This window comes from Herbaspirillum sp. 1173 (assembly GCF_031455335.1).
Taxonomy (GTDB): domain Bacteria; phylum Pseudomonadota; class Gammaproteobacteria; order Burkholderiales; family Burkholderiaceae_D; genus Herbaspirillum; species Herbaspirillum huttiense.
Map to the genome: position 1 here is coordinate 78,533 of NZ_JAVDSP010000012.1, position 23,190 is coordinate 101,722.

Annotated in this window: 29 protein-coding genes and 1 tRNA gene; 25 read left to right on the forward strand and 5 right to left on the reverse strand. The window is 60.8% G+C overall.

Annotated elements, in window-relative coordinates; genetic code table 11:
- Positions 1–30: 30 nt before the first annotated feature.
- The 18 genes from J2X56_RS25180 (at position 31) to tatC (ending at position 13,234) form a co-directional block, all read left to right on the forward strand.
- A complete protein-coding gene (locus tag J2X56_RS25180) occupies positions 31–951 on the forward strand; it encodes an ABC transporter ATP-binding protein (protein WP_039783846.1) in 921 nt (306 codons plus the stop codon).
- Positions 948–1,712, forward strand: coding sequence for an ABC transporter permease (locus J2X56_RS25185; protein WP_034330737.1), 765 nt, complete (start codon positions 948–950; stop codon positions 1,710–1,712). Before J2X56_RS25180 ends, J2X56_RS25185 begins: the two co-directional genes overlap by 4 nt.
- Positions 1,713–1,759: 47 nt before the next feature.
- A complete protein-coding gene (locus tag J2X56_RS25190; RefSeq protein ID WP_039783960.1) occupies positions 1,760–1,996 on the forward strand; it encodes a BolA family protein in 237 nt (78 codons plus the stop codon).
- Between the two features lie 9 nt (positions 1,997–2,005).
- Positions 2,006–3,256 carry a UDP-N-acetylglucosamine 1-carboxyvinyltransferase gene (gene murA / locus J2X56_RS25195; protein WP_204727031.1) on the forward strand — a complete coding sequence of 417 codons (1,251 nt, stop codon included), beginning with the start codon at positions 2,006–2,008 and terminating at the stop codon, positions 3,254–3,256.
- A 30-nt stretch (positions 3,257–3,286) separates the two neighbouring features.
- Complete coding sequence (gene hisG, locus J2X56_RS25200) at positions 3,287–3,937, forward strand: ATP phosphoribosyltransferase (RefSeq protein ID WP_134223469.1); 651 nt, start codon at positions 3,287–3,289, stop codon at positions 3,935–3,937.
- A gap of 39 nt (positions 3,938–3,976) precedes the next feature.
- Positions 3,977–5,293 (forward strand): histidinol dehydrogenase, encoded by a 1,317-nt coding sequence (gene hisD, locus J2X56_RS25205; RefSeq protein ID WP_034330743.1) that lies wholly within the window; start codon positions 3,977–3,979, stop codon positions 5,291–5,293.
- Between the two features lie 4 nt (positions 5,294–5,297).
- Positions 5,298–6,131: a site-specific DNA-methyltransferase gene (locus tag J2X56_RS25210; RefSeq protein WP_204727033.1), complete on the forward strand. Its 834-nt coding sequence runs from the start codon at positions 5,298–5,300 to the stop codon at positions 6,129–6,131.
- Positions 6,112–7,218, forward strand: coding sequence for a histidinol-phosphate transaminase (gene hisC, locus J2X56_RS25215; protein ID WP_310163837.1), 1,107 nt, complete (start codon positions 6,112–6,114; stop codon positions 7,216–7,218). The genes J2X56_RS25210 and hisC overlap by 20 nt, the downstream gene beginning before the upstream one ends.
- A gap of 72 nt (positions 7,219–7,290) precedes the next feature.
- Positions 7,291–7,887 (forward strand): imidazoleglycerol-phosphate dehydratase HisB, encoded by a 597-nt coding sequence (gene hisB / locus J2X56_RS25220; RefSeq protein WP_121040419.1) that lies wholly within the window; start codon positions 7,291–7,293, stop codon positions 7,885–7,887.
- A gap of 61 nt (positions 7,888–7,948) precedes the next feature.
- Positions 7,949–8,587 (forward strand): imidazole glycerol phosphate synthase subunit HisH, encoded by a 639-nt coding sequence (hisH, locus tag J2X56_RS25225; protein WP_034330775.1) that lies wholly within the window; start codon positions 7,949–7,951, stop codon positions 8,585–8,587.
- Positions 8,588–8,665: 78 nt separating this feature from the next.
- A complete protein-coding gene (hisA, locus tag J2X56_RS25230) occupies positions 8,666–9,463 on the forward strand; it encodes a 1-(5-phosphoribosyl)-5-[(5-phosphoribosylamino)methylideneamino]imidazole-4-carboxamide isomerase (RefSeq protein WP_039783854.1) in 798 nt (265 codons plus the stop codon).
- A 1-nt stretch (position 9,464) separates the two neighbouring features.
- Positions 9,465–10,229 (forward strand): imidazole glycerol phosphate synthase subunit HisF, encoded by a 765-nt coding sequence (hisF, locus tag J2X56_RS25235; protein ID WP_034330780.1) that lies wholly within the window; start codon positions 9,465–9,467, stop codon positions 10,227–10,229.
- Entirely contained in the window at positions 10,226–10,729 is a 504-nt protein-coding gene (hisI, locus tag J2X56_RS25240) for a phosphoribosyl-AMP cyclohydrolase (protein WP_121040417.1), read from the forward strand. Before hisF ends, hisI begins: the two co-directional genes overlap by 4 nt.
- Positions 10,726–11,064 (forward strand): phosphoribosyl-ATP diphosphatase, encoded by a 339-nt coding sequence (locus J2X56_RS25245; protein ID WP_069374928.1) that lies wholly within the window; start codon positions 10,726–10,728, stop codon positions 11,062–11,064. The genes hisI and J2X56_RS25245 overlap by 4 nt, the downstream gene beginning before the upstream one ends.
- A gap of 45 nt (positions 11,065–11,109) precedes the next feature.
- The gene (locus J2X56_RS25250; protein WP_121040415.1) at positions 11,110–11,490 is read left to right on the forward strand and encodes a histidine triad nucleotide-binding protein; all 381 of its coding nucleotides are present in this window, start codon (positions 11,110–11,112) and stop codon (positions 11,488–11,490) included.
- Between the two features lie 71 nt (positions 11,491–11,561).
- Positions 11,562–11,771, forward strand: a complete 210-nt coding sequence (gene tatA / locus J2X56_RS25255; protein WP_039783860.1) for a Sec-independent protein translocase subunit TatA — start codon at positions 11,562–11,564, stop codon at positions 11,769–11,771.
- A gap of 122 nt (positions 11,772–11,893) precedes the next feature.
- Complete coding sequence (gene tatB / locus J2X56_RS25260; RefSeq protein ID WP_134136891.1) at positions 11,894–12,418, forward strand: Sec-independent protein translocase protein TatB; 525 nt, start codon at positions 11,894–11,896, stop codon at positions 12,416–12,418.
- A gap of 42 nt (positions 12,419–12,460) precedes the next feature.
- Entirely contained in the window at positions 12,461–13,234 is a 774-nt protein-coding gene (gene tatC, locus J2X56_RS25265; RefSeq protein ID WP_121040411.1) for a twin-arginine translocase subunit TatC, read from the forward strand.
- Between the two features lie 88 nt (positions 13,235–13,322).
- On the opposite strand, the gene J2X56_RS25270 is transcribed toward tatC, so the two are convergent.
- On the reverse strand, positions 13,323–14,012 hold the full coding sequence (locus J2X56_RS25270) for a DUF2461 domain-containing protein (protein ID WP_121040409.1): 690 nt from the start codon (positions 14,010–14,012) through the stop codon (positions 13,323–13,325).
- Positions 14,013–14,030: 18 nt separating this feature from the next.
- Positions 14,031–15,212, reverse strand: coding sequence for a Do family serine endopeptidase (locus J2X56_RS25275; protein ID WP_034330798.1), 1,182 nt, complete (start codon positions 15,210–15,212; stop codon positions 14,031–14,033).
- 49 nt (positions 15,213–15,261) lie between these two features.
- Here J2X56_RS25275 and J2X56_RS25280 point away from each other — a divergent pair, with 49 nt between their 5' ends.
- Entirely contained in the window at positions 15,262–16,026 is a 765-nt protein-coding gene (locus tag J2X56_RS25280; RefSeq protein ID WP_121040407.1) for a Nif3-like dinuclear metal center hexameric protein, read from the forward strand.
- Between the two features lie 70 nt (positions 16,027–16,096).
- Here the strand turns inward: J2X56_RS25280 and mscL are convergent, their stop codons facing one another.
- Complete coding sequence (mscL, locus tag J2X56_RS25285; RefSeq protein WP_039783869.1) at positions 16,097–16,534, reverse strand: large conductance mechanosensitive channel protein MscL; 438 nt, start codon at positions 16,532–16,534, stop codon at positions 16,097–16,099.
- 292 nt (positions 16,535–16,826) lie between these two features.
- On the opposite strand from mscL, the gene petA reads away from it, so the two are divergent.
- The 6 genes from petA to J2X56_RS25315 all read left to right on the forward strand — a co-directional run bounded on the left by petA (position 16,827) and on the right by J2X56_RS25315 (position 21,053).
- Complete coding sequence (gene petA / locus J2X56_RS25290; protein WP_034330802.1) at positions 16,827–17,435, forward strand: ubiquinol-cytochrome c reductase iron-sulfur subunit; 609 nt, start codon at positions 16,827–16,829, stop codon at positions 17,433–17,435.
- A gap of 2 nt (positions 17,436–17,437) precedes the next feature.
- Positions 17,438–18,844, forward strand: coding sequence for a cytochrome bc complex cytochrome b subunit (locus tag J2X56_RS25295; RefSeq protein WP_121040402.1), 1,407 nt, complete (start codon positions 17,438–17,440; stop codon positions 18,842–18,844).
- A 23-nt stretch (positions 18,845–18,867) separates the two neighbouring features.
- Positions 18,868–19,632: a cytochrome c1 gene (locus J2X56_RS25300; RefSeq protein WP_310163729.1), complete on the forward strand. Its 765-nt coding sequence runs from the start codon at positions 18,868–18,870 to the stop codon at positions 19,630–19,632.
- A 98-nt stretch (positions 19,633–19,730) separates the two neighbouring features.
- The gene (locus J2X56_RS25305) at positions 19,731–20,342 is read left to right on the forward strand and encodes a glutathione S-transferase N-terminal domain-containing protein (protein ID WP_017453790.1); all 612 of its coding nucleotides are present in this window, start codon (positions 19,731–19,733) and stop codon (positions 20,340–20,342) included.
- 121 nt (positions 20,343–20,463) lie between these two features.
- Entirely contained in the window at positions 20,464–20,952 is a 489-nt protein-coding gene (locus tag J2X56_RS25310) for a ClpXP protease specificity-enhancing factor (protein ID WP_039783873.1), read from the forward strand.
- Positions 20,953–20,977: 25 nt separating this feature from the next.
- A tRNA-Thr gene (locus J2X56_RS25315) sits at positions 20,978–21,053 on the forward strand.
- A 119-nt stretch (positions 21,054–21,172) separates the two neighbouring features.
- On the opposite strand, the gene J2X56_RS25320 is transcribed toward J2X56_RS25315, so the two are convergent.
- Together J2X56_RS25320 and J2X56_RS25325 are read right to left on the reverse strand one after the other, a co-directional pair.
- Positions 21,173–22,024 carry a hypothetical protein gene (locus J2X56_RS25320; protein ID WP_310163738.1) on the reverse strand — a complete coding sequence of 284 codons (852 nt, stop codon included), beginning with the start codon at positions 22,022–22,024 and terminating at the stop codon, positions 21,173–21,175.
- 94 nt (positions 22,025–22,118) lie between these two features.
- Entirely contained in the window at positions 22,119–23,135 is a 1,017-nt protein-coding gene (locus J2X56_RS25325) for a tyrosine-type recombinase/integrase (RefSeq protein WP_310163741.1), read from the reverse strand.
- Positions 23,136–23,190 lie beyond the last annotated feature (55 nt).

Below are 23,190 nucleotides of genomic sequence, written 5' to 3' on the forward strand. Positions count from 1 at the left end.
TGGCAAGTAACGTATTGAACGGGCGAGGCAATGGCCGCTCTCCAAATCACAGACATCAAGAAGCGCTACCAGTCCCTGCAGGCGCTGGGTGGTGTGTCGCTGGCAATCGAAGAAGGTGAATTCTTTGGTCTGCTGGGCCCCAACGGCGCCGGCAAGACCACGTTGATTTCCATCATCGCCGGCCTGAACCGGGCCGATTCCGGCTCGGTCACCATCCACGGGCATGACGTGGTCAGCGACTATCGCGGCGCGCGCATGAACCTGGGCGTGGTACCGCAGGAACTGGTCTTCGATCCCTTCTTCACCGTGCGCGAGACATTGCGCATGCAGTCCGGCTATTTTGGCCTGACCAACAACGACAAGTGGATCGACGAGGTCATGGACAACCTCGACCTCACCAACAAGGCCGATACCAACATGCGCGCACTCTCCGGCGGCATGAAGCGGCGCGTGCTGGTGGCCCAGGCGCTGGTGCACAAGCCGCCGGTCATCGTGCTCGATGAGCCGACCGCCGGGGTGGACGTGGAACTGCGCCAGACCCTTTGGCAGTTCATCGGCCGCCTCAACCGCGAGGGGCATACCATCGTGCTGACCACGCACTACCTGGAAGAAGCCCAGGCCCTGTGCAATCGCATCGCCATGCTCAAGTTCGGCAAGGTGGTGGCGCTGGATTCGACCGATGCGCTGATCCGCCGCATCTCCGGTTCGCAGATGGTGCTGCGACTGAAGCGCGGCAGCCTGCCCGATGGCCTCAAGGCTCTGGTCACCCATCCAGAGGAGCTGCTGGCCGGCAATGCCGCCAACAAGTACACGCTGCGCGTGAATGACTACAAGGAAGTCGAACCCATCCTGGCCACGCTGCGCGCCTCGGGCGCGGAGATCGATGATCTGCAATTGCAGCAGGCCGACCTGGAAGACGTCTTCATCCAGATCATGGGAGATGAAAAATGATCGGTTTCCGCACCCTGTTCTACAAGGAAATCCTGCGTTTCTGGAAGGTCGCCACCCAGACCATCACTGCGCCCATCGTCACGGCCCTGCTGTACCTGCTGATCTTCGGCCACGTCCTGCAGGACCGCGTGCAGGTCTATCCGGGCGTGAACTACACCGGCTTCCTGGTGCCGGGCCTGGTGATGATGAGCGTGCTGCAGAATGCTTTTGCCAACAGCTCTTCCTCGCTGATCCAGTCCAAGATCACCGGCAACCTGGTGTTCGTGCTGCTGACCCCGCTGTCGCACTGGGAGCTGTTCGGCGGCTACGTGCTCGCGGCCGTGGTGCGTGGCCTGATGGTGGGTGCGGGCGTGTTCGTGGTCACCGTCTGGTTCGGTCACCTGGACTTCGTCGCCCCCCTGTGGATCCTGGTGTTCGCCCTGCTGGGTGCGGGCATCCTGGGCACCATGGGCCTGATTGCAGGGATCTGGGCGGAGAAGTTCGACCAGTTGGCGGCGTTCCAGAATTTCCTGATCGTGCCGCTGACCTTCCTGGCCGGCGTGTTCTATTCGATACACTCGCTGCCCCCGTTCTGGCAGGCGGTATCGCATTTCAACCCGTTTTTTTATATGATCGACGGTTTTCGCTACGGCTTCTTCGGCCAGTCCGACATTCCCCCCATGACCAGCCTCGGTATCGTCGCCGTGTTCTTCGTGGCGCTGTCGACCCTGGCCGTACGCATGCTCAAAAGCGGCTACAAGCTGCGCGCGGGTTCGCATTGAACACCCTGCGCCCCGCCATCTCCCCCATTCCCGTGAAGAGCCTCACCATGCTACCCACACCTGAACTCGTCAAAAGCTACATCGCCGCCGGCCTCGACTGCCAGCACCTGGAAGTGGAGGGCGATGGCCAGCACTTCACCGCCGTCATCGTCGCCGAGGCTTTCACCGGCAAGCGCCTGATCCAGCGCCATCAGCTGGTCTATGCCGCCCTGGGCGACCGCATGCGTGAAGAGATCCACGCGCTGTCGATGAAGACCCTGACTCCCGAAGAATTCCAGAAATAAGGCAACACGATGGACAAGCTTTTGATCCGTGGCGGCAAGCGCCTCTCCGGTGACGTCACCATTTCCGGTGCCAAGAACGCCGCCCTGCCCATCCTGTGCGCGGGCCTGCTCACCGATGGCGACCTGGTGCTCTCCAATGTGCCGCACCTGCAGGACGTGGTCACCATTACCAGGCTGATGAGCCAGATGGGCCTGCGCGTGCGCGAGAACGGCGAGCAGCTGGTCTTGAACGGCAACGACATCACCCGCCCGGAAGCGCCGTATGAACTGGTCAAGACCATGCGTGCCTCGATCCTGGTGCTGGGCCCCTTGCTGGCGCGCTTCGGCCAGGCCAAGGTGTCGCTGCCCGGCGGTTGTGCCATTGGTTCACGTCCGGTGGACCAGCACATCAAGGGACTGCAGGCGATGGGCGCGGAAATTCATATCGAGGCCGGATACATCCATGCCAAGGCCAAGCGCCTCAAGGGCGCGCGCATCGTCACCGACATGATCACCGTGACCGGCACCGAGAACCTTCTGATGGCCGCGGCCCTGGCCGATGGCGAGACCGTGCTGGAAAACGCGGCACGCGAGCCGGAAGTGGGCGACCTGGCCCACCTGCTGGTGAAGATGGGTGCAAAGATCGAGGGCATCGGTACTGACCGTCTGGTGATCCAGGGGGTGGAGAAGTTGCACGGTGCCGAGCATGAGGTCATCGCGGACCGCATCGAGACCGGCACTTTCCTGTGCGCTGTCGCCGCCACCGGTGGCGACGTGACCTTGCACCGCACCCGTGCCGGATTGCTGGATGCCGCACTGGACAAGCTGCGCGAAGCCGGTGCCATCCTCACTTCGGGTGAAGACTGGATCCGCATCCAGATGGCGCGCCGTCCCAAGGCGGTGAGCTTCCGCACTACCGAATATCCGGGTTTCCCGACTGACATGCAGGCGCAGTTCATGGCCTTGAATTGCCTGGCTGAAGGTACCAGCCACGTCACCGAGACCATCTTCGAGAACCGTTTCATGCACGTGCAGGAATTGAATCGCCTGGGTGCGGCCATCGATGTGGAAGGCAATACCGCCATCGTCACCGGCGTGGAAAAATTCCTCGGTGCGCCAGTGATGGCGACCGACCTGCGCGCGTCGGCCTCGCTGGTCATCGCCGGGCTGGCCGCGCAAGGCGAGACCGTGGTGGAACGCATCTACCATCTCGACCGCGGCTATGACCGCATGGAAGCCAAGCTGTCGGCCATCGGTGCCGATATCGAACGTATCAAGTAAATTGACGGACCCCAGAAAACGCACACCATCATGACCCAACAACTGACGCTGGCGCTGTCCAAGGGCCGTATCTTCGAAGAGACCCTGCCGCTGCTCAAGGCCGCGGGCATCACCGTGGCCGAGGATCCCGAATCCTCGCGCAAGCTGATCCTGCCGACCAATGACCCCGACGTGCGCGTCATCATCGTGCGCGCCTCGGACGTGCCGACCTACGTGCAATACGGTGCGGCCGATTTCGGCGTGGCCGGCAAGGATGTGCTGATGGAACACGGCGGTGAAGGCTTGTACCAGCCCATCGACCTGAACATCGCCAAATGCCGCCTGTCGGTGGCGGTGCAGGAAGGTTTCGACTACGCCAGCGCGGTGCGCCAGGGCGCGCGCCTGCGCGTGGTGACCAAGTACGTCAATACCGCGCGCGAGCACTTCGCCGCCAAGGGCGTGCACGTGGACCTGATCAAGCTGTATGGCTCGATGGAACTGGGCCCGCTGGTGGGCCTGTCGGATGCCATCGTCGACCTGGTCAGCACCGGTGGCACGCTGCGCGCCAACAAGCTGGTGGAAGTCGAGCACATTATCGACATCTCCTCGCGCCTGGTGGTGAACCAGGCCGCGCTGAAGTTGAAGCGCGAGCGCCTGCAGCCGATTCTCGATGCCTTCGAGAAGGCTTCCAAGGCCAAGTAATCCCACGACCCCAGATATCTTCGCAGAGCAGGTGAGACCATGAGCATTGCCATCCGAAAACTCGATTCCGCCGAAGCCGGCTTCCGTGACAAGCTGTCGGCCGTGCTGGCCTTCGAAGCCAGCGAAGACGAGGCCATCGACCGCGCCGCAGCGACCATCCTGGCCGATGTGAAGGCGCGCGGCGATGTGGCCGTGCTGGAATACACCCAGCGCTTCGACCGCCTACAGGCCGCTTCCGTGGCCGGCCTGGAAATCGGCAAGGATGCGCTGCAAGCCGCACTGGCCGGCCTGCCCGAGGCGCGCCGCCATGCGCTGCAGACCGCCGCCGACCGCGTGCGCGCTTATCACGAGCGCCAGAAGAAGGAATGCGGATCGGATGGTTTCCTGTATCGCGAAGCCGATGGCACCGAGCTGGGCCAGAAGGTCACGCCGCTGGATCGCGTGGGCATCTACGTGCCGGGCGGCAAGGCCGCCTATCCTTCGTCGGTATTGATGAATGCGATTCCGGCCAAGGTGGCCGGCGTGCAGGAAGTCATCATGGTCGTGCCGACTCCGGACGGCGTGAAGAATGAACTGGTGCTGGCCGCGGCCGCCATCGCAGGTGTCGATCGCGTCTTCACCATCGGTGGCGCGCAAGCCGTGGGCGCGCTGGCTTATGGCACCGCCACCATCCCGCAGGTGGACAAGATCGTCGGTCCCGGCAATGCCTATGTGGCCGCCGCCAAGCGCCGTGTGTTCGGCGTGGTGGGCATCGACATGATCGCCGGTCCTTCGGAAATCCTGGTGATCTGCGATGGCGCGACCGATCCCGACTGGATCGCCATGGACCTGTTCTCGCAGGCCGAGCACGACGAGCTGGCGCAATCCATCCTGCTGTGCCCGGATGCGGACTACATCGCCAAGGTGGAAGCCTCGATCAACCGCCTGCTGGAAGACATGCCGCGCAAGGACGTGATCCGCACTTCGCTCACCGACCGTGGCGCCCTGGTCAAGGTGCGCGACATGGAAGAAGCCTGCGAGATCGCCAACATGATCGCCGCCGAACACCTGGAGATTTCCGCCCAGGAGCCGCAGCAGTGGGCGGACCAGATCCGTCATGCCGGTGCCATGTTCCTGGGACGCTTCTCCTCCGAATCGCTGGGCGACTACTGCGCCGGTCCCAACCACGTGCTGCCGACGTCGCGTACCGCTCGCTTCTCTTCACCGTTGGGCGTGTATGACTTCCAGAAGCGTTCGAGCATCATTCGCGTCTCGGAAGAGGGCGCGCAGACGCTGGGCAAGATCGCTGCCGAACTGGCTTACGGTGAAGGCTTGCAGGCGCACGCCCGCTCGGCCGAACTGCGGCTCAGGAAGTGACAGGATGACCTCCGCCACCGACTCCCTCGCAGGTGCCGGCTGGCTGGACCGCGTATTCTGCGAGGATGCGCTCTCGGCCACCGCTGGCCTGGCGCGCATTCCCGATGGCAGCGTCGACCTGATGATCGCCGATCCGCCCTATGGGCTGGGCAAGGATTACGGCAACGATTCCGACAAGCTCGATACGGCCGCTTATCTGTCGTGGACCGAGCAGTGGATCGATGCCGCGCTGCCCAAGTTGAAGCCCAATGGCAGTCTCTACATCTTCCTGACCTGGCGCAATTCGCCGGAAATCTTCGTGATGCTCAAGCAGCGCATGACCATGATCAACGAGATCATCTGGGATCGCCGCGTGCCCTCCATGGGCGGCAGCACCCGGCGCTATTCCTCGGTGCATGACACCATCGGTTTCTTCGCGCGGGCCAAGGATTATTTCTTTGATCTCGACGCCATCCGCATTCCCTACGATGCCCAGACCAAGAAGGCGCGTTCACGCTCCATCTTCGTCGGGGCCAAGTGGCTGGAAATGGGCTACAACCCCAAGGATGTATGGAGTGTGTCGCGCCTGCATCGTGAACATAAAGAGCGCGCCGACCATCCCACCCAGAAACCGCTGGAAGTGGTGGAGCGCATGGTCAAGGCGTCTTGCCCGCCGGGCGGCGTGGTGCTCGATCCCTTCATGGGCAGCGGCACTACCGCCGTGGCTGCGCGCCGTTGCGGTCGCCACTTCACCGGCTTTGAACTCAATCCCGATTATTGCGAACTGATCCGCCAGCGTCTCGACGCTCTCGATGCGCCGGCGCCTGCGAGCCAAGATGATGAATCCCTCCAAGCCTGAGACCGTGGACGACCTGGTAGCCAACGTGATCCGCCCGCTGGTGCGCGGCTGGCAGTCCTATCACGTGCCGTCGGCCGAAGGGATGGTCAAGCTCGATGCGATGGAAAATCCCTACCTGCTGCCGCCGGCCTTGCGTGAAGAACTGGCGCAGCGGCTGGCAGCGCTGGAGCTCAACCGTTATCCGGTGCCGTCCTATACCCGCCTGAAAGCGGCCATCTGCGCGCAATTGGGTGTGCCGGCGGGCTATGACGTCCTGCTGGGCAATGGTTCGGATGAGCTCATCACCATGCTTTCGGTGGCCTGTGCCATTCCGGGGCGGACCATCCTGGCACCGGAACCGGGGTTCGTCATGTATGGCGTCTCGGCAAAAATGGCCGGGCTGGATTATGTGGGCGTGCCACTGCGCGCGGACCTGACGCTGGACCTGCCCGCGATGCTGGCAGCCATTGAGCAACACAAGCCGGTCATCACCTGGCTGGGTTATCCCAACAATCCGACCGGCACGCTCTATCCGATGGCCGACGTGCTGCGCATCATCGAAGCCGCCGCACCCTATGGCCTGGTGGTGGTGGACGAGGCTTACCAGCCTTTCGCTGCATCGACGCTGATGCCGGCATTGCCGCAGCACAACAACCTGGTGGTGATGCGCACCGTCTCCAAGCTGGGGCTGGCGGGCATCCGCCTGGGCTACCTGTCGGCGGCCCCGGCGCTGTTGCGCGAATTGGACAAGGTGCGTCCGCCCTACAACGTCAACATGCTCACCGAAGCGGCCGCGCTGTTCGTGCTGGAACACTTGCAGGTGCTGGAGGCGCAGGCGGCGCAGCTGCGTGAGGCGCGCAGCGTGCTGGCGACCGAACTGGCGGCGCTGGAGGGGGTGGAGGTGTTCCCTTCGGCGGCCAATTTCATCCTGATCCGCGTCCCGGACGCCGATAAAGTCTGTGCCGCCTTGCTGGCGCGCAGGGTACTTGTCAAAAATGCCGGTAGAATGCACGTATTGCTGCAAAACTGTTTGCGCATTACCGTCAGTACGGATGAAGAAAACGCCATCTTCCTGACGGCCCTGAAAGATGCACTGCGCGAGCAGTGAAGGTTTGAAGGTCCACCGCAGGCAAGCAGGCATTACGCATTACCAACGATAGAACCCCGTCCAACCCCGACCATGTCTACACCGAGAACCGCCGAAGTCGTCCGCAATACCAACGAGACGCAGATCCGCGTTGCGATCAACCTGGATGGCACCGGCCAGCAGAAGCTGGATACCGGCGTGCCCTTCCTGGATCACATGCTGGACCAGATCGCCCGCCACGGCCTGATCGACCTGGACATCCAAGCCAAGGGCGACCTGCACATCGACGCGCACCATACGGTGGAAGACGTGGGCATCACCCTGGGCATGGCGTTTGCCAAGGCCATCGGCGACAAGAAGGGTATCCGTCGCTACGGCCATGCCTACGTGCCGCTGGATGAAGCCCTGTCGCGCGTGGTGATCGATTTCTCCGGGCGTCCCGGCCTGGAATACCACATTCCCTTTACCCGCTCGATGATCGGTTCCTTCGATGTGGACCTGACCAGCGAGTTCTTCCACGGTTTCGTCAATCATGCGCAGGTGACCCTGCACGTGGACAACCTGCGTGGCGTGAATGCCCACCACCAGGCCGAAACCGTGTTCAAGGCCTTCGGCCGCGCGCTGCGCATGGCCGTGGAACTTGATCCGCGCGCTGCGGGTACGATTCCGTCCACCAAGGGCAGCCTGTAAAACGCAGGGTATCGCTAACTCATCTGGGTTTCCCGGCGCGCGAGCGCCGTTCAATGTCGCCATGAATAAAATTGTTGTAGTCGATTACGGCATGGGCAACCTGCGCTCGGTGGCGCAGGCGCTGCGCCATGTCGCGCCTGAAGCCGACGTGCGCATCTCCGGCGAAGTCGCCGATATCCGCGCCGCCGACCGTGTGGTCCTGCCCGGCCAGGGCGCCATGCCCGATTGCATGCGCAGCCTGCGTGAATCGGGCGTGCAAGATGCGGTCCTTGAAGCTTCCCGCACCAAGCCGCTGTTCGGCGTATGCGTGGGCGAGCAGATGCTGTTCGACTGGAGTGAAGAAGGCGACACCCCCGGCCTGGGCCTGCTGCCCGGCAAGGTGGTGCGCTTCGAGCTCGAAGGCGTGCGCCAGGACGATGGATCGCTGTTCAAGGTGCCGCAGATGGGCTGGAACCATGTGCATCAGACCAGCGCCCATCCGCTGTGGGAAGGAATTGCGGATAATGCCTTCTTCTATTTTGTCCACAGCTACTACGCCGTCCCGGCCGAATCGTCGCACATCGTTGGCCAAACGCCGTATGGCCGTGACTTCGCCTGTGCCGTGGCCCGCGATAATATTTTTGCAACCCAGTTCCACCCGGAAAAAAGTGCCTCGGCGGGTTTGCAGCTGTATCGGAATTTCGTACACTGGAAACCTTGATTTTTTGCCTTTCCGGCAAGAACCTCGCCGCAGACCGTCGCCAACCCTTCTTTTTTACTGACTAGTCATCCCCTAGCCATGCTGCTCATACCCGCCATCGACCTGAAAGACGGTCATTGCGTACGCCTCAAACAAGGTGATATGGAACAAGCCACCGTTTTCTCCGAAGATCCGGCGGAAATGGCCCTGCACTGGCTCAAGCAGGGCGCGCGCCGCCTGCACCTCGTGGACCTCAATGGTGCCTTCGCCGGCAAGCCCAAGAACGAGGCGGCGGTCAAGGCCATCCTGAAGGCGGTCGCCAGCTTCGCCGAAGAGAACGACGTCGAGGAAATCCCGGTGCAACTCGGTGGCGGCATCCGCGATCTGGATACCATCGAACGCTACCTGGACGATGGCCTCTCCTACATCATCATCGGCACCGCCGCGGTGAAGAATCCCGGCTTCCTGCATGACGCCTGCAGCGCCTTCCCCGGCCAGATCATCGTGGGCCTGGATGCCAAGGATGGCAAGGTCGCCACCGATGGCTGGAGCAAGCTGTCCGGCCACGAAGTGGTGGATCTGGCGCAGAAATTCGAAGGCTATGGCTGCGAAGCCATCGTCTACACCGACATCGGCCGCGACGGCATGATGGGCGGCGTCAACATCGAGGCCACGGTGCGCCTGGCGCAGGCCGTGACCATTCCCATCATCGCCTCGGGCGGCGTGCACCACGTGGGCGACGTCGAGGCGCTGTGCCGGGTCGAGGATGAAGGCATCGAAGCCGTCATCTGCGGCCGTTCCATCTACGAAGGGACGCTGGACCTGCGCAGCGGCCAGGATCGTGCGGATGAACTGACGCGCGAACTGGAAGCCAACCGCCTCTCCGGCAGCAAATAACATGGCCCTTGCAAAACGCATCATCCCTTGCCTGGACGTGACCGCTGGTCGCGTGGTCAAGGGCGTCAATTTCCTGGAGCTGCGCGATGCCGGCGATCCGGTCGAGATCGCGCGCCGTTACGACGAGCAGGGTGCCGATGAGCTGACCTTCCTCGACATCACCGCGTCCTCCGATGGCCGCGACCTGATCCTGGACATCATCGAAGCCGTGGCTTCGCAGGTCTTCATCCCGCTGACGGTGGGTGGCGGCGTGCGCGCGGTGGAAGATGTGCGCCGCCTGCTCAACGCCGGGGCCGACAAGGTCGGCATCAACACCTCGGCCGTGACCAATCCGCAGCTGGTGGCCGATGCCGCCAACAAGTACGGCTCCCAATGTATCGTGGTGGCCATCGACGCCAAGCGCGCCGGCGACGGCAAGTGGGAGGTCTACACTCACGGCGGACGCAAGGCCACCGGCCTGGATGCGGTCGAATGGGCGCGCAAGATGGCGCAGCTGGGCGCGGGCGAGATCCTGCTGACCAGCATGGACCGCGATGGTACCAAGAGCGGTTTCGACCTCGACCTGACGCGTTCGGTCTCCGAAGCCGTCAGCATCCCCGTGATTGCTTCGGGCGGCGTGGGCGGCCTGCAGGACCTGGCCGACGGCATCACCAAGGGCAAGGCCGATGCGGTGCTGGCCGCCAGCATCTTCCACTATGGCCAGCACACCGTGCAGGAAGCCAAGCGCTTCATGGCCGACCAGAACATTTCCATGAGGCTGGCATGAGCATCAGCGCCAAATGGCTCAACAAGGTCAAATGGGACGAAGTCGGCCTGGTGCCGGTGATCGCCCAGGAAGTCGGATCCAATGATGTGCTGATGTTCGCCTGGATGAACCGCGAGGCGCTGGCGCGCACCGTGGAGATCGGCCAGGCGGTCTACTGGAGCCGCTCGCGCAAGAAGCTCTGGCATAAAGGTGAAGAATCAGGTCACTTCCAGAAAGTGCACGAAATCCGCCTGGACTGCGACGAAGACGTGGTGCTGCTCAAGGTCGAGCAGGTGGCCGGCATTGCCTGCCATACCGGCCGTCATTCCTGCTTCTTCCAGAAATTCGAAGGCAGCGCTGACAGCGGCGAATGGGTCACGGTGGAGCCGGTGCTGAAGGATCTGCAGCCGGGTGCCGGCGGTGGCCCCGCGACCGCAGTGGCCGCTGAGCCGGCCGCCAAGCCCAAGCGCGTGCGCAAGACCATCCCCAAGCCCGTGGACAGCGACAAGACCCCATCATGAGTGAAACCCTGAAGCGACTGGCCGAAGTCATCGAGTCGCGCAAGCTGGCCAACGGTGGTAATCCGGAGAAATCCTACGTCGCCAAGCTGTTCTCCAAGGGGGATGACGCCATCCTCAAGAAGATCGGCGAGGAAGCCACCGAAACCGTGATGGCCGCCAAGGATGCCCGCGTCTCGGGCGACAAGTCCAAGGTGCTCTACGAATGCGCCGACCTGTGGTTCCATTCCATGGTCCTGCTGGCGCAGTTCGATCTGAGCCCGCAGGATGTGCTCAACGAACTGGCGCGCCGTGAAGGCCTATCGGGCCTGGAAGAAAAGGCTGCCCGCAAGGACTGAGCGTCCTGCGCACTTCCCATCCCCTTGTTTCCCAGGAGTACGGCGTTGGATAATTGTATTTTCTGCAAGATCGCAGCAGGCCAGATTCCCTCGAAGAAGATCTACGAGGACGAGGACCTGATCGCCTTCCACGACATCAACCCGGCCGCGCCGGTGCATTTCCTGATCGTGCCGCGCCAGCATGTGGCAACGCTGGCCGATTGCGGTGAGCAGCATGCGGCCTTGCTGGGCAAGATGCTGGCCCTGGCACCGCGCCTGGCGGCCGAGCAGGGCTGCGGTTATGGCATCGATGCCGAAGGCAAGCCCACCGGCGGTTTCAAGACCCTGGTCAACACCGGACCGGATGGCGGCCAGGAGGTGTACCATCTGCACATGCACGTGATTGGCGGCCCGCATCCCTGGCGGGTACGGTTCGTGCAACAATAAGCATTCGCCGGCCCGGGGGCTGGCAGGTTTCACTTGTACACAGGGCAGGGATGTCCGCTTAGGAGAAGAGAATGGGTTCGTTCAGTATTTGGCATTGGCTGATTGTTCTGGTGATCGTGATGCTGGTCTTCGGCACCAAGAAGCTCGGCAACATGGGTTCCGACCTGGGCAAGGCAGTCAAGGGCTTCAAGGATGGCGTCAAGGGCGGCGAGGAAGATCCGGCCAAGAAGGACCCGGCCATCGACGTGCAGGCCAAGGAAAAGGACAAGTCCGGCAGCTGATCAGGCCGCCCGCCAGCCCTCCTGGCGGGCTTGCATGGGCCCGCATCGTGATTTGCAGCGGGCACTCCCGTCTTCAAGCGCATGGCGCGCCCGCGTTGTCCTCTTAATGTCCACACAGACTCATGATTGATATCGGCCTTACCAAGCTGGCCTTGATCGGCGTGGTCGCGCTGGTCGTGATCGGCCCCGAGCGCCTGCCCAAGGTGGCGCGCATGGCCGGCACCCTGTTCGGCCGCGCCCAGCGCTACATCAACGACGTCAAGTCCGAAGTCAGCCGCGAGATGGAACTCGACGAGCTGCGCAAGATGCACAAGGATGTGCAGGACGCCGCCAGCGACGTCAGCAACAGCATTCATAAAAGCATGTCCGATACGGAAGCGTCGATCAATGACGCCTGGAACGGCGGCGACGATTCCTCCGTGTCCGACAGCAGCAGTGCCGGCAGCAGCTGGACCCGCACGCCCGACCCCTCCCTGCATGCGATCAAGGCCAAGGCTTTCCGCCGCAAGAAGCTCTCGCGCACCACCGGCGTGCCGTCCTGGTACAAGCACCAGAGCGGCCACAAGACCCGCGTGATCTCGGCCTCGGCCCGCGTGGCCAAGTATCGCCGTCCGGTCGGGGTGGGCAAGTCGGCAGGTTTCTTCTAATTTGGCGCAGCGCGTCTCACTTCATCAGAATGCTCCGAATCCATGGCTGAAGAAAACACCCAAGCCGAAGACACCTTCATCTCGCACCTGATCGAATTGCGCAGCCGTATCGTCAAGGCGGCTGCGGTGGTGCTGGTAGTGTTCCTCTGCCTGATGCCGTTTGCGGCCCATATCTTCGACGTGCTGGCCGCGCCGATGATCCATGCGCTGCCCGCCGGCAGCAAGATGATCGCCACCGGCGTGATCACTCCCTTCCTGATCCCCATCAAGGTCACCATGCTGGTGGCCGTGCTGATCTCGCTGCCTTGGGTGCTGTACCAGCTGTGGGCTTTCGTCGCGCCTGGCCTGTATGCGCACGAGAAGCGCCTGATCGCGCCGCTGGTGATCTCGTCCTCGCTGCTGTTCGTGGCGGGTGTGGCGTTCTGCTACTTCTTCGTCTTTGGCGTGGTCTTCCCGTTCATCAACAATTTCGCGCCCAAGTCAGTCTCGGTGGCACCGGACATCGACAGCTACGTCGACTTCGTGCTGACCATGTTCGTGGCTTTCGGCGTGACCTTCGAGGTTCCGGTGATCGTGATCGTCCTGGTTCGCATGGGCCTGGTGCCGCTGGCCAAGTTGAAGCAGATCCGTCCCTACGTGATCGTCGGTGCCTTCATCGTTGCCGCCGTGGTCACGCCGCCGGACGTGATGAGCCAGCTGATGCTGGCCGTGCCGCTGGTGTTGCTCTACGAGGTGGGCCTGCTGGTGGCACCGATCTTCGAGCGTGCCACGCGTGCGCCGGAGGCGGAACCTGGCAGTTCCGTGCCCACCGAATAAGCCTGGCAATTCACCAAAAACAAAGCCCGCTCGATGATGAGCGGGCTTTGTCGTTTCTGGCTTCAGGAGAAGGAGCTGGATAAACCGTTCACTCTTCGATAGTCACCAGCGGAATCTCGCGCAGCCATTGCACCAGCGGATAGGCATCCTTGAAGCCTTCCAGTACCTGCTTCCCGAGGTCGGCCGGAATCTTCTTGCGGATGTCCTCTTCGGTCCAGACGATGAAACTCTTGAGCTTCACGTATTCGATGTTTGGGGTGTCCGGATCGAAGCCCTTGGGCGGGCGCTGCAGTTTTCCTTCTTCCTGCAGGTCGCCATATGTCGCAACAAGCTTCTTGTTCTTGCGCATCTTGGTGAAGCCTGCTGCATCCTCCACCACGCGGTTGCGGATGGCGCGCAGGCGCGGCGTCGGTGGCAGGTATTCACCACCGGCAATGAGCAGTTGTCCCGCTTCATTGATGTGGAAGTAGTAGGCCGGACCGCCGCCCTGGCTGGGCTTCTTGAGCCCGCTGGCCGTGATGGCGGCCGAGAAGTGCGTCTTGTACGGGCGCTTGTCATGGGAGAAGCGCATGTCACGGTTGATGCGGAACAGCGCCTTCTTCGGATTGCAGCCGGCAATGGCCGGATCGAACTTGCTGATCTCGGCGATGAGCTTGATGGTCAGCGCCAGGAATTCCTCGCGCAGGATGTCATAGCGCGGCTTGTTCATGACGAACCAGGCGCGGTTGTTGTTTTCGGACAGTTCCCCGAGGAACTGGATCAGGTCACGCACGTGCATGGATCAGATTCTCCTGGCTCATTCTTCGTCGGCATCATCGTTTTTGGGCGGCGGCGGACGCTTGCCCACGGTGATGTTCAGCTTGGTTTCCTGCGCCTTGCGCAGCACCGTCATGGCGATCTGCTGGCCCGGCGTCAATTGCGCGATGACGTTGAGCATCTCGGTGGTATCGGCCACCGGCTTGTCGTCGATGCTCACCAGAATGTCGCCCGGACGCATGCCCGCGCGGTCAGCCGGACCGCCCTTGAGCACGCCGGCGATGATGGCGCCGGTCTTCTTGCCCAGGCCGAAGCTTTCGGCCAGTTCCGGCGTGATGTCCTGCGGTTCCACCCCGATCCAGCCGCGCACCACCTGGCCATGGCTGATGATGGCTTCCATCACGGTCTTGGCGGTGGACATCGGGATCGCAAAGCCGATCCCCAGGTTGCCGCCGGTGCGCGAATAGATGGCCGTGTTGATGCCCAGCAGGTTGCCGTTGGTATCGACCAGCGCACCGCCCGAGTTGCCGGGATTGATGGCGGCATCGGTCTGGATGAAGTTCTCGAAGGTATTGATGCCCAGGTGGTTGCGGCCCAGTGCTGAGACAATGCCCATGGTCACCGTCTGGCCCACGCCGAAGGGATTGCCGATGGCCAGCACGACGTCACCTACCGAGCTGTTTTCCGGATGGCCCAGGGTGATGGCGGGCAGGTTGGGCAGGTCGATCTTGATGACGGCGAGGTCGGTCTCGGGGTCGATGCCGACCACCTTGGCGCTGGCCTTGCGGCCGTCGGCCAGGGCCACTTCGATCTTGTCGGCGGCTTCCACCACGTGGTTGTTGGTGAGGATATAGCCTTGCGGGCTGACGATCACGCCCGAACCCAGGCTGGATTGCTTGTCATCCTGCTGCTGTTCGTCGAACTGGTCGCCGAAGAACTTGCGGAAGAACGGATCGTTCTGGAAGGGGCTCTTCTGCGGGCGCGCTTCGGTCGTGGTGAAGATATTGACCACCGAGGGCATTGCCTGGCGCGCGGCGTGGCGATAGGAGTCCAGGGCGGGCGCGGCGGGTGTGGCTTCCTGCATCTGGATGGTGGACTGGGCAGGGCGTGCACGCGAAGTGAAGGATCCGGACAGCCAGTCCGGCTTCAAGGTCGCTACAATGAACCACACCGCCAGACCCACTGTCACGGTCTGGGCAAACAACAGCCATAAACGTCGCATAAAAGAATTTTTGGTATTTGGATTGAAAATCTGATCGGATGAGGAAGAGATGACCCGCCACATTAGCAGAAACGAGTTCGCAGTCTATCTGGGGCAGACGCTTAACGCGGCGCAATATCGCGATTATTGCCCAAACGGCTTGCAGGTGGAAGGGCGCGCCACCATTGGGCGCGTGGTCAGCGGCGTCACGGCCAGCCTGGCCCTGATCGAGGCGGCAGTGGAATGGCAGGCCGATGCCATCCTGGTTCATCACGGTTACTTCTGGCGCGGTGAAGACATGCGCGTGATCGGGCAGAAGCAGCGGCGCCTGAAGCTGCTGCTGGGGCATGACATCAATCTGTTCGGCTATCACTTGCCGCTGGATTCGCATCCGGAGCTGGGCAACAACGCGCAACTGGCCAAACGACTCGACTTTGACGCCACTGGCCGCTTCGGCGAGAACGACATCGGCTGGATCGGACGTTGCCATGCGCCCTCCGTCAAGACCGCCGCCGACCTGGCGATGCTGATCGAAAAACGCCTGGGACGCATGCCCTTGCTCATCGGCGATCCGCAGCAGGCCATCGGGCAGGTCGCCTGGTGTACCGGTGCAGCGCAGGGCATGCTGGGCGAGGCCATCGAAGCAGGAGCCACGGCCTACATCAGCGGCGAGATTTCAGAACCGACCGTGCATCTGGCGCGCGAGAGCGGCACCGTCTATCTCGCCGCCGGCCATCACGCCACCGAGCGCTATGGCATCCAGGCGCTGGGGGAACATGTGGCCAGGCACTTCGGCATCGAGCATCGCTTCATCGATATCGACAATCCCGTGTGAGAGGGGCTGCGATACTTGTCGCTTCACTTACCGTGTCAGGTAAGTGAAGCTTTTTGGGGCAGGGCAGGCGTCAGCCTTGCTTCTTGAGCGAATCGCGGATTTCACGCAGCAACAGCACGTCTTCCGGCGTTGGTGCCGGCGCGGCCGGTGCGGCTTCTTCATGCTTGGAAGCCAGGTCGCGCGCCTTGTTGATGGCACGCACCATCTGGAAGATGATGAAGGCCAGGATCAGGAAGTTGATGAAGATGGTCAGGAAGTTACCGTAGGCGAAGACTGCTCCGGCCTTCTTGGCTTCGGCCAGCGGCAGGCCATAGGCTTGACCGTTCAGGGGAAGGTAGTAGTTGGCGAAATCCAGGCCGCCGAAGATCTTGCCGACGAGCGGCATGATGATATCCTCGACCAGAGAACTGACGATCTTGCCGAAGGCCCCGCCGATGATGACACCGACGGCCAGGTCGACCACGTTTCCCTTGATCGCGAAGGCGCGAAAATCCTTGAGCATGCTCATCCCTGGTTTCTCCTTTGAAAGTTGCTGTTTAAACATGAGGCGGGCTTACAACGCGTTATATCCTGCCCGCCAGCAAAAGTAAATCGGACAAGCACTGACGCCGCACTGCAAAAAAACTGAGAACGAGAGCAGATTGACAAGGGGTTGCGCTGCGTCAAATGTTCATTTTCGCAAGCCTGTACCATACCGGCCGTTAGCTACAAAACCCTATTCAGCTTATATATAATCGAAAAGTTGCATGAGGGTCACTTAGAAGGTCCACGCTAACTTACATTTGGAGATTGGGGTCTTTATGACTGACGAGAATCAGGTCGACGCAAGTCGACGAGGTTTGCTTGTTGCGACTTGTGCGGCCGGAGGTGTAGCGGGTTTGGCCACCGCTGGAGCATTCGTCTCCACCCTGCAACCTTCAGAACGCGCCAAGGCAGCAGGCGCACCGGTGGAAGTGGATATTTCTTCACTGGCTCCCGGTGAAATGCGCACCGTTGAGTGGCGCGGCAAGCCGGTCTGGATTCTCAAGCGCACCCCCGAGATGATCGAGTCCCTCAAGAAGACCGATGGCGAGGTGGCCGATCCCAACTCCAAGCGCACCGATTTCTCCGAAACGCCCGACTATGCGCTCAATGAGTGGCGTTCGCTGCGCAAGGACATCCTGGTCGTGGTCGGCATCTGCCCGCACCTCGGCTGCTCCCCGAGTTCCCGCTTCCAGAGCGGCCCGCAGCCTTCGTTGCCGGACGACTGGCATGGCGGCTTCCTGTGCCCCTGCCACGGCTCGACCTTCGACCTGGCTGGCCGCGTGTACAAGAACAAGCCGGCGCCGGACAACCTGCAAGTCCCGCGCTACATGTTTGAAGGCGACAACAAGCTCGTCATCGGCAAGGACGAGAAAGGGGAGGCCTGATCATGGGAGCATTTCACGAAAAGAAGCTGCCGGATGATGCACCGGTAGCAGCCAAGGCCCTGAACTGGGTCGATTCGCGCTTTCCGCTGACGGCCACCTGGAAAGCCCACCTCTCCGAATACTACGCCCCGAAGAACTTCAACTTCTGGTACATCTTCGGCTCGCTGGCACTGCTGGTGCTGGTGATCCAGATCGTCACCGGCATCTTCCTGGTGATGCATTACAAGCCGGACGCCAACCTGGCCTTCGCCTCGGTCGAATACATCATGCGTGATGTGCCCTGGGGCTGGCTGGTGCGCTATATGCACTCCACCGGCGCTTCGGCCTTCTTCATCGTCGTTTATCTTCACATGGTGCGGGGCCTGCTCTACGGCTCCTACCGCAAGCCGCGCGAACTGGTGTGGCTGTTCGGGGTGGGGATTTTCCTCTGCCTGATGGGTGAAGCTTTCTTCGGTTACCTGCTGCCCTGGGGGCAGATGTCCTATTGGGGCGCACAGGTGATCGTGAACCTTTTCGGCGCCATCCCCTTCATCGGCCCGGACCTGTCGCTGCTCATTCGCGGCGACTATGTCGTTTCCGACGCCACGCTGAACCGCTTCTTCTCCTTCCACGTGATCGCCATTCCGCTGGTGCTCATCGGACTGGTGGCTGCGCACATCATCGCGCTGCACGAAGTGGGTTCCAACAACCCGGATGGCGTGGAAATCAAGGAAAAGACCGACGAACGTGGCGTACCGCTGGATGGGGTTCCTTTCCATCCGTATTACACGGTGCATGACATCTTCGGTGTCTCGATCTTCCTGCTGGTGTTCTCGGCCGTGGTGTTCTTCGCGCCGGAAATGGGCGGCTACTTCCTGGAGTACAACAACTTCATCCCGGCCGATTCGCTCAAGACCCCGCCGCACATCGCACCGGTCTGGTACTTCACGCCGTTCTACTCGATCCTGCGTGCGACCACAGCGGACTTCATGGGCTGGCTCATCGCCGGGGTGGCGTGCTACGTCGCCCTGCTGGTGTTCAGGTCGCGCCTGACGGCCAAGCTGAAGATCGTGGCCATTGTGATCGGCCTGGCCATCATCGCCGGCATGCTGGTGTTTGATGCCAAGTTCTGGGGCGTGGTCCTGATGGGCCTGTCGGTGGTGATCCTGGGCGGCCTGCCGTGGCTCGATCATTCGCAGGTCAAGTCCATCCGCTATCGTCCCAGCTGGCACAAGTATGTGTACCTAATCTTTGCCATCGCCTTCGTCATCCTTGGCTACCTCGGCGTGCAACCGCCGACGGCCATCGGCACCACCGTCTCGCAGGTGTGCAGCTTCATTTACCTCGGCTTCTTCCTGCTGATGCCGTGGTGGAGTGCTGCCGGTACCTTCAAGCCGGTGCCCGAGCGCGTCGTCTACCATCCGCACTAAGCCAGCCGCCAAAGGACAAGAACATGACATTGCTCAAGAAAGTGATTGCCGCGCTGGCCTTGCTGCCGGCGCTGGCCTGCGCCAACGAAGGGGGCTTCCCTCTGGATCATGCCCCGGACCGTACCAAGGATGTTTCCTCGTTGCAAAACGGGGCCAAGCTGTTCGTCAACTATTGCCTGAACTGCCACTCGGCCTCGGCCATGCGTTACAACCGGCTGCGCGACATGGGCCTGACCGAAGACCAGATCAAGAACAACCTCTTGTTCAGTGGGGAAAAGGTCGGCGACCTGATGAAGATCTCGATGTCGCCGCAGGACGCCAAGGCCTGGTTTGGCGCGACGCCGCCGGACCTGTCGGTGATCGCCCGGGCCAAGGCCTCGGAGGCTGGCAGCGGTCCGGACTGGATTTATACCTACCTGCGCAGTTATTATACGGACGACAGCCGCCCCACCGGCTGGAACAACATGCTTTTCCCCAACGTCGGCATGCCGCACGTGTTGTGGGAATTGCAAGGTATCCGCAAGGCCAAGTTCGTGGAAGAGAAGGATCCTCACGACGCGAACAAGACCATCCACAAGTTTGCCGGCTTCGAGCAAGTCAAGCCGGGCAAGATGAGCGCGGCGGAGTATGACAACAATGTCGCCGATCTCGTTGCCTATTTGCAATGGATGGGCGAGCCGGCGCAGAATACGCGCAAGCGGCTGGGTGTCTGGGTACTGTTGTTCCTGGGAATCTTCTCGGTATTGGCGTGGCGTTTGAACGCGTCCTATTGGAAGAACATCAAGTAAAAACGTACAATCACGTATCCGCGCAGTTTTTGCGGAATTGCGTATCGGGGTGAGCGTTATGCGTCTCGCCCCCCTTTTGTTTTTAGGGCTCTGAAAAAATGATGGTTCTCTACTCGGGCACGACCTGCCCATTTTCGCAACGTTGCCGCCTTGTCCTGTTCGAAAAGGGCATGGATTTCGAGATCCGCGACGTTGACCTCTTCAACAAGCCGGAAGACATTTCGGTCATGAACCCGTATGGGCAGGTGCCGATTCTGGTTGAACGCGACCTGGTCCTGTATGAATCGAACATCATCAATGAATACATCGATGAGCGCTTCCCGCATCCGCAGCTGATGCCGGCTGACCCGCTGATGCGTGCGCGTGCGCGCCTGATGCTGTTCAACTTCGAGAAGGAACTGTTCGTTCACGTGCACACCCTGGAAAATGAAAAGTCCAAGGCTGCCGAGAAGAACCAGGAAAAGGCCCGCCACGAGATCCGTGACCGCCTGACCCAACTGGCACCGCTGTTCCTGAAGAACAAGTACATGCTGGGCGACGAGTTCTCCATGCTGGACGTGGCCCTGGCCCCGTTGCTGTGGCGTCTGGATCACTATGGCATCGAGCTCTCCAAGACAGCGGCACCGCTGATGAAGTATGCCGAGCGCATCTTCTCGCGTCCTGCCTACATCGAAGCACTGACCCCGTCCGAAAAGGTCATGCGCCGTTAAGCTGTTCCGGCTGCACTGCCGCCTTGGGCGGCGGTGCAGTTCACAGAAGTTCATATTGCTTTCCACCCCGGCCTTGCCGGCAGATGCGGTTTTTACCGTCGCATCGCAGACCACACCAGTCATGCCAGAAGTCTCCACCAAGCCTTATCTGCTGCGCGCCATCTATGAGTGGTGCACCGACAATGGCTACACGCCGCACATTGCCGTGGTCGTCGACAGCAGCACCCGCGTGCCGATGCAATTCGTCAAGAATGGCGAAATCGTCCTCAACATCAGCTTCGAGGCCACCAGCGGCTTGAAGATGGAGAACGACAACATTCACTTCAGTGCCCGCTTTGGTGGTGTTTCGCGCGACATCCTGATCCCTGTGGAAAACGTGATCGCCATCTACGCCCGTGAAAACGGCCAGGGCATGGCGTTTGAAGCGCCTGCGCCGGCCACGGCCGACGAGGTGCAACCGGCTCCTGAGCAGGAAAGCAGTGCGCCTGTGCTGTCCTCGGTACCTGTTTCCGAACCCGAAAAGAAGCCGGCTGAAAGCAGCGACAAGGGCGATGATGATCCGGAACCACCGAAAAAGGGTGGCCGTCCTGTACTGACACGCATCAAGTAGGCTATAATCGCCGGCTGAAGTTTTTGCTGGCTTAGCTCATCTGGTAGAGCACCTGACTTGTAATCAGGGGGTGGCGGGTTCAAGTCCTGCAGCCAGCACCAATACCGAAGCGGCTCACAGAGATGTGAGCCGCTTTTTTTGCTCCGCAATTCTGGCTGTGCACCGCAATTCTTACACTTAGCGGATGTTGCCAAAATTCAATCGCATTACGCAGCGACCTTTAGGGGGATGCTCCACCTTGCGGATTACGACCTTTTTTCAGTTCATCAATGACCACTTGTGGCAACTGTCTCAGGTCTGCCTGCTTATATCCCTCGCCTGGTTCAGAGAGGCGAACCAGCTTCATTTTGGGATAGTGCTCTGATGCAACTTTTGCAAGGTCGTCGTATGCCTTGACATAGAATTGCTCGTCCTCCAAACGCAACAACAATCCCAGATACAAATCCCTGACGCTGTACGTAAGGCGCGGGCCGATAGCTTCACTGTCCTTCTCCCAATCAATTTTCTCTATCTTTTCGAGCTTGTCTTGAATCGCATCGACCATTGGCGACATTTGGGAGTCGGCAGTTTCTAAGTCTTTATAGGCTTTGATCAAATGTAGATAGCTGGCGAATGCAGTGCGCCCGGCCTCGCTCGAATTCAAGAAATGCAGTGCTTTCAAATCAGCATCCCCTGCAGCGTTGAAAGTGAAAAGCATGCGCCCTGCATAGGTCCAAATAGGGGCAACACCTTCAAATTGCCGGTGAAACTCTTCTCTGTCGGCGGCGACATCATGAATGCACCGACGATAGCGTAAGAAATCAACGTACATTGAGCGGATCAAAGCCGCTGCCCCGTAAATTTCTGCCGACTCATCTTCTCTGCGCCGATCTTCTTGCAACCATCGGTTGAAGCTGAAAGCAAGTGTTGCGCCGATGAACGGACCGACTACTACCTTGAGAAGCTCCCAAACAAATTTATTGACCTCCCATGCTATGTTGACGCGCATCGCGTCGATAGCAAGGATCGATGCAGCAATGAACCACAAGGCGACGAATAAGTTGAAGCCTGTTCGCACGATATTTTTTTTCATTAATTCCCCGAGTTGTTGGTCGATTCCTGCCTATCGTACATGCGTATGACGCTCAACTACCAGGCGAAAAAAATGCCGCCCGAAGGCGGCATTTTCATTCAGTCGGCATGACCTTACGGCCACGGCGCTTGCGGACGTAGTTTTCCGTCATCACCACACTTGCGTGGCCGAGCTGCTGCTGGGCCTCGCGGATATCCTTGGTCTTGTCCGTCTTGTCGGTAGCAGCCTTCGCACGCAGGTCGCGGAACTGGAATTCATCCCCCTCAATGCCAGCAGCGTTACGTGCGGCCTCGAAGCGGAAGCGCAGCGCCGCCCGGCCCAGCGGCTGACCTTCCTCATTGACAAGCAACCTTGTTGAGACCACGACGCCGGATATGCCGCGCTTTCTCGCCTTGATGCGCTCCATTAGCGCCGCGAGCTTTCCTTCGATAGCAATGCGCAGCTTGTGCCCGGTCTTGTTCTGACGCACTTCGATGCTGCCTTCACGCAGGTGCGTTTCATCGATCTTCAGCAGGTCTGCCGGCCGGCCACCGGTGAGATATGCCAGGTCCATTGCCTCGCGGGTTGGAACGTCAGCTTTGTCCCATACAGCCTGGAAGGCGTCATCATAGACGTACGTCTCACGGCCGTATTCGCGGAACGATTTGATACCTGAGCATGGGTTCGGAAGGTCGGTGAGTCCTTCGGCCCGTGCTGCATTCCAAATGTGAGAAATGAGCGACTTCTCTCGATTGGCGGCTACGCGGCCTTCGTTACCTTCCACCGGTTCCCCTTTCTTGCGCAAAACATCTTGAGTTCGTTGGACGCGCCATGACAAGAACTGCTTAATGTGAATGGGCTTGATTTCTTCCAACGGCGCTGGCGGATTATCGAAGAATGCAAGCAGTGTCTCAATCTGCCGCAATTTCTCTTCCCGCGTCTTCGGTGCATTCTCGATCAAGTATTTTTTCTGATAAACCTCGCACGCATAACGGAACGTCACCACCTTTGAGACGGTGGTGGGCGGCAGCGCCTCCAGCTCCGCCCACTTTCGCACGGCCTCGACATAGTTAGATCCAAGCGGAATCTCACGACGCGGCTTGCCGCCGGCATCGTAGTAGTAATAGATCACCCCACTCCGCTGCTCACGCGCACGCACGCCGCGTGGAAGATTCGAATTTTTCGAC

Bases quoted from the DNA above. Each gene is read 5' to 3' on its own strand.
- J2X56_RS25180 (WP_039783846.1), top strand. From the start codon at position 31: ATGGCCGCTCTCCAAATCACAGACATCAAGAAGCGCTACCAGTCCCTG.
- J2X56_RS25185 (WP_034330737.1), top strand. From the start codon at position 948: ATGATCGGTTTCCGCACCCTGTTCTACAAGGAAATCCTGCGTTTCTGG.
- J2X56_RS25190 (WP_039783960.1), top strand. From the start codon at position 1,760: ATGCTACCCACACCTGAACTCGTCAAAAGCTACATCGCCGCCGGCCTC.
- murA (WP_204727031.1), top strand. From the start codon at position 2,006: ATGGACAAGCTTTTGATCCGTGGCGGCAAGCGCCTCTCCGGTGACGTC.
- hisG (WP_134223469.1), top strand. From the start codon at position 3,287: ATGACCCAACAACTGACGCTGGCGCTGTCCAAGGGCCGTATCTTCGAA.
- hisD (WP_034330743.1), top strand. From the start codon at position 3,977: ATGAGCATTGCCATCCGAAAACTCGATTCCGCCGAAGCCGGCTTCCGT.
- J2X56_RS25210 (WP_204727033.1), top strand. From the start codon at position 5,298: ATGACCTCCGCCACCGACTCCCTCGCAGGTGCCGGCTGGCTGGACCGC.
- hisC (WP_310163837.1), top strand. From the start codon at position 6,112: ATGAATCCCTCCAAGCCTGAGACCGTGGACGACCTGGTAGCCAACGTG.
- hisB (WP_121040419.1), top strand. From the start codon at position 7,291: ATGTCTACACCGAGAACCGCCGAAGTCGTCCGCAATACCAACGAGACG.
- hisH (WP_034330775.1), top strand. From the start codon at position 7,949: ATGAATAAAATTGTTGTAGTCGATTACGGCATGGGCAACCTGCGCTCG.
- hisA (WP_039783854.1), top strand. From the start codon at position 8,666: ATGCTGCTCATACCCGCCATCGACCTGAAAGACGGTCATTGCGTACGC.
- hisF (WP_034330780.1), top strand. From the start codon at position 9,465: ATGGCCCTTGCAAAACGCATCATCCCTTGCCTGGACGTGACCGCTGGT.
- hisI (WP_121040417.1), top strand. From the start codon at position 10,226: ATGAGCATCAGCGCCAAATGGCTCAACAAGGTCAAATGGGACGAAGTC.
- J2X56_RS25245 (WP_069374928.1), top strand. From the start codon at position 10,726: ATGAGTGAAACCCTGAAGCGACTGGCCGAAGTCATCGAGTCGCGCAAG.
- tatA (WP_039783860.1), top strand. From the start codon at position 11,562: ATGGGTTCGTTCAGTATTTGGCATTGGCTGATTGTTCTGGTGATCGTG.
- tatB (WP_134136891.1), top strand. From the start codon at position 11,894: ATGATTGATATCGGCCTTACCAAGCTGGCCTTGATCGGCGTGGTCGCG.
- tatC (WP_121040411.1), top strand. From the start codon at position 12,461: ATGGCTGAAGAAAACACCCAAGCCGAAGACACCTTCATCTCGCACCTG.
- J2X56_RS25270 (WP_121040409.1), bottom strand. From the start codon at position 14,012: ATGCACGTGCGTGACCTGATCCAGTTCCTCGGGGAACTGTCCGAAAAC.
- J2X56_RS25275 (WP_034330798.1), bottom strand. From the start codon at position 15,212: ATGCGACGTTTATGGCTGTTGTTTGCCCAGACCGTGACAGTGGGTCTG.
- J2X56_RS25280 (WP_121040407.1), top strand. From the start codon at position 15,262: ATGACCCGCCACATTAGCAGAAACGAGTTCGCAGTCTATCTGGGGCAG.
- mscL (WP_039783869.1), bottom strand. From the start codon at position 16,534: ATGAGCATGCTCAAGGATTTTCGCGCCTTCGCGATCAAGGGAAACGTG.
- petA (WP_034330802.1), top strand. From the start codon at position 16,827: ATGACTGACGAGAATCAGGTCGACGCAAGTCGACGAGGTTTGCTTGTT.
- J2X56_RS25295 (WP_121040402.1), top strand. From the start codon at position 17,438: ATGGGAGCATTTCACGAAAAGAAGCTGCCGGATGATGCACCGGTAGCA.
- J2X56_RS25300 (WP_310163729.1), top strand. From the start codon at position 18,868: ATGACATTGCTCAAGAAAGTGATTGCCGCGCTGGCCTTGCTGCCGGCG.
- J2X56_RS25305 (WP_017453790.1), top strand. From the start codon at position 19,731: ATGATGGTTCTCTACTCGGGCACGACCTGCCCATTTTCGCAACGTTGC.
- J2X56_RS25310 (WP_039783873.1), top strand. From the start codon at position 20,464: ATGCCAGAAGTCTCCACCAAGCCTTATCTGCTGCGCGCCATCTATGAG.
- J2X56_RS25320 (WP_310163738.1), bottom strand. From the start codon at position 22,024: ATGAAAAAAAATATCGTGCGAACAGGCTTCAACTTATTCGTCGCCTTG.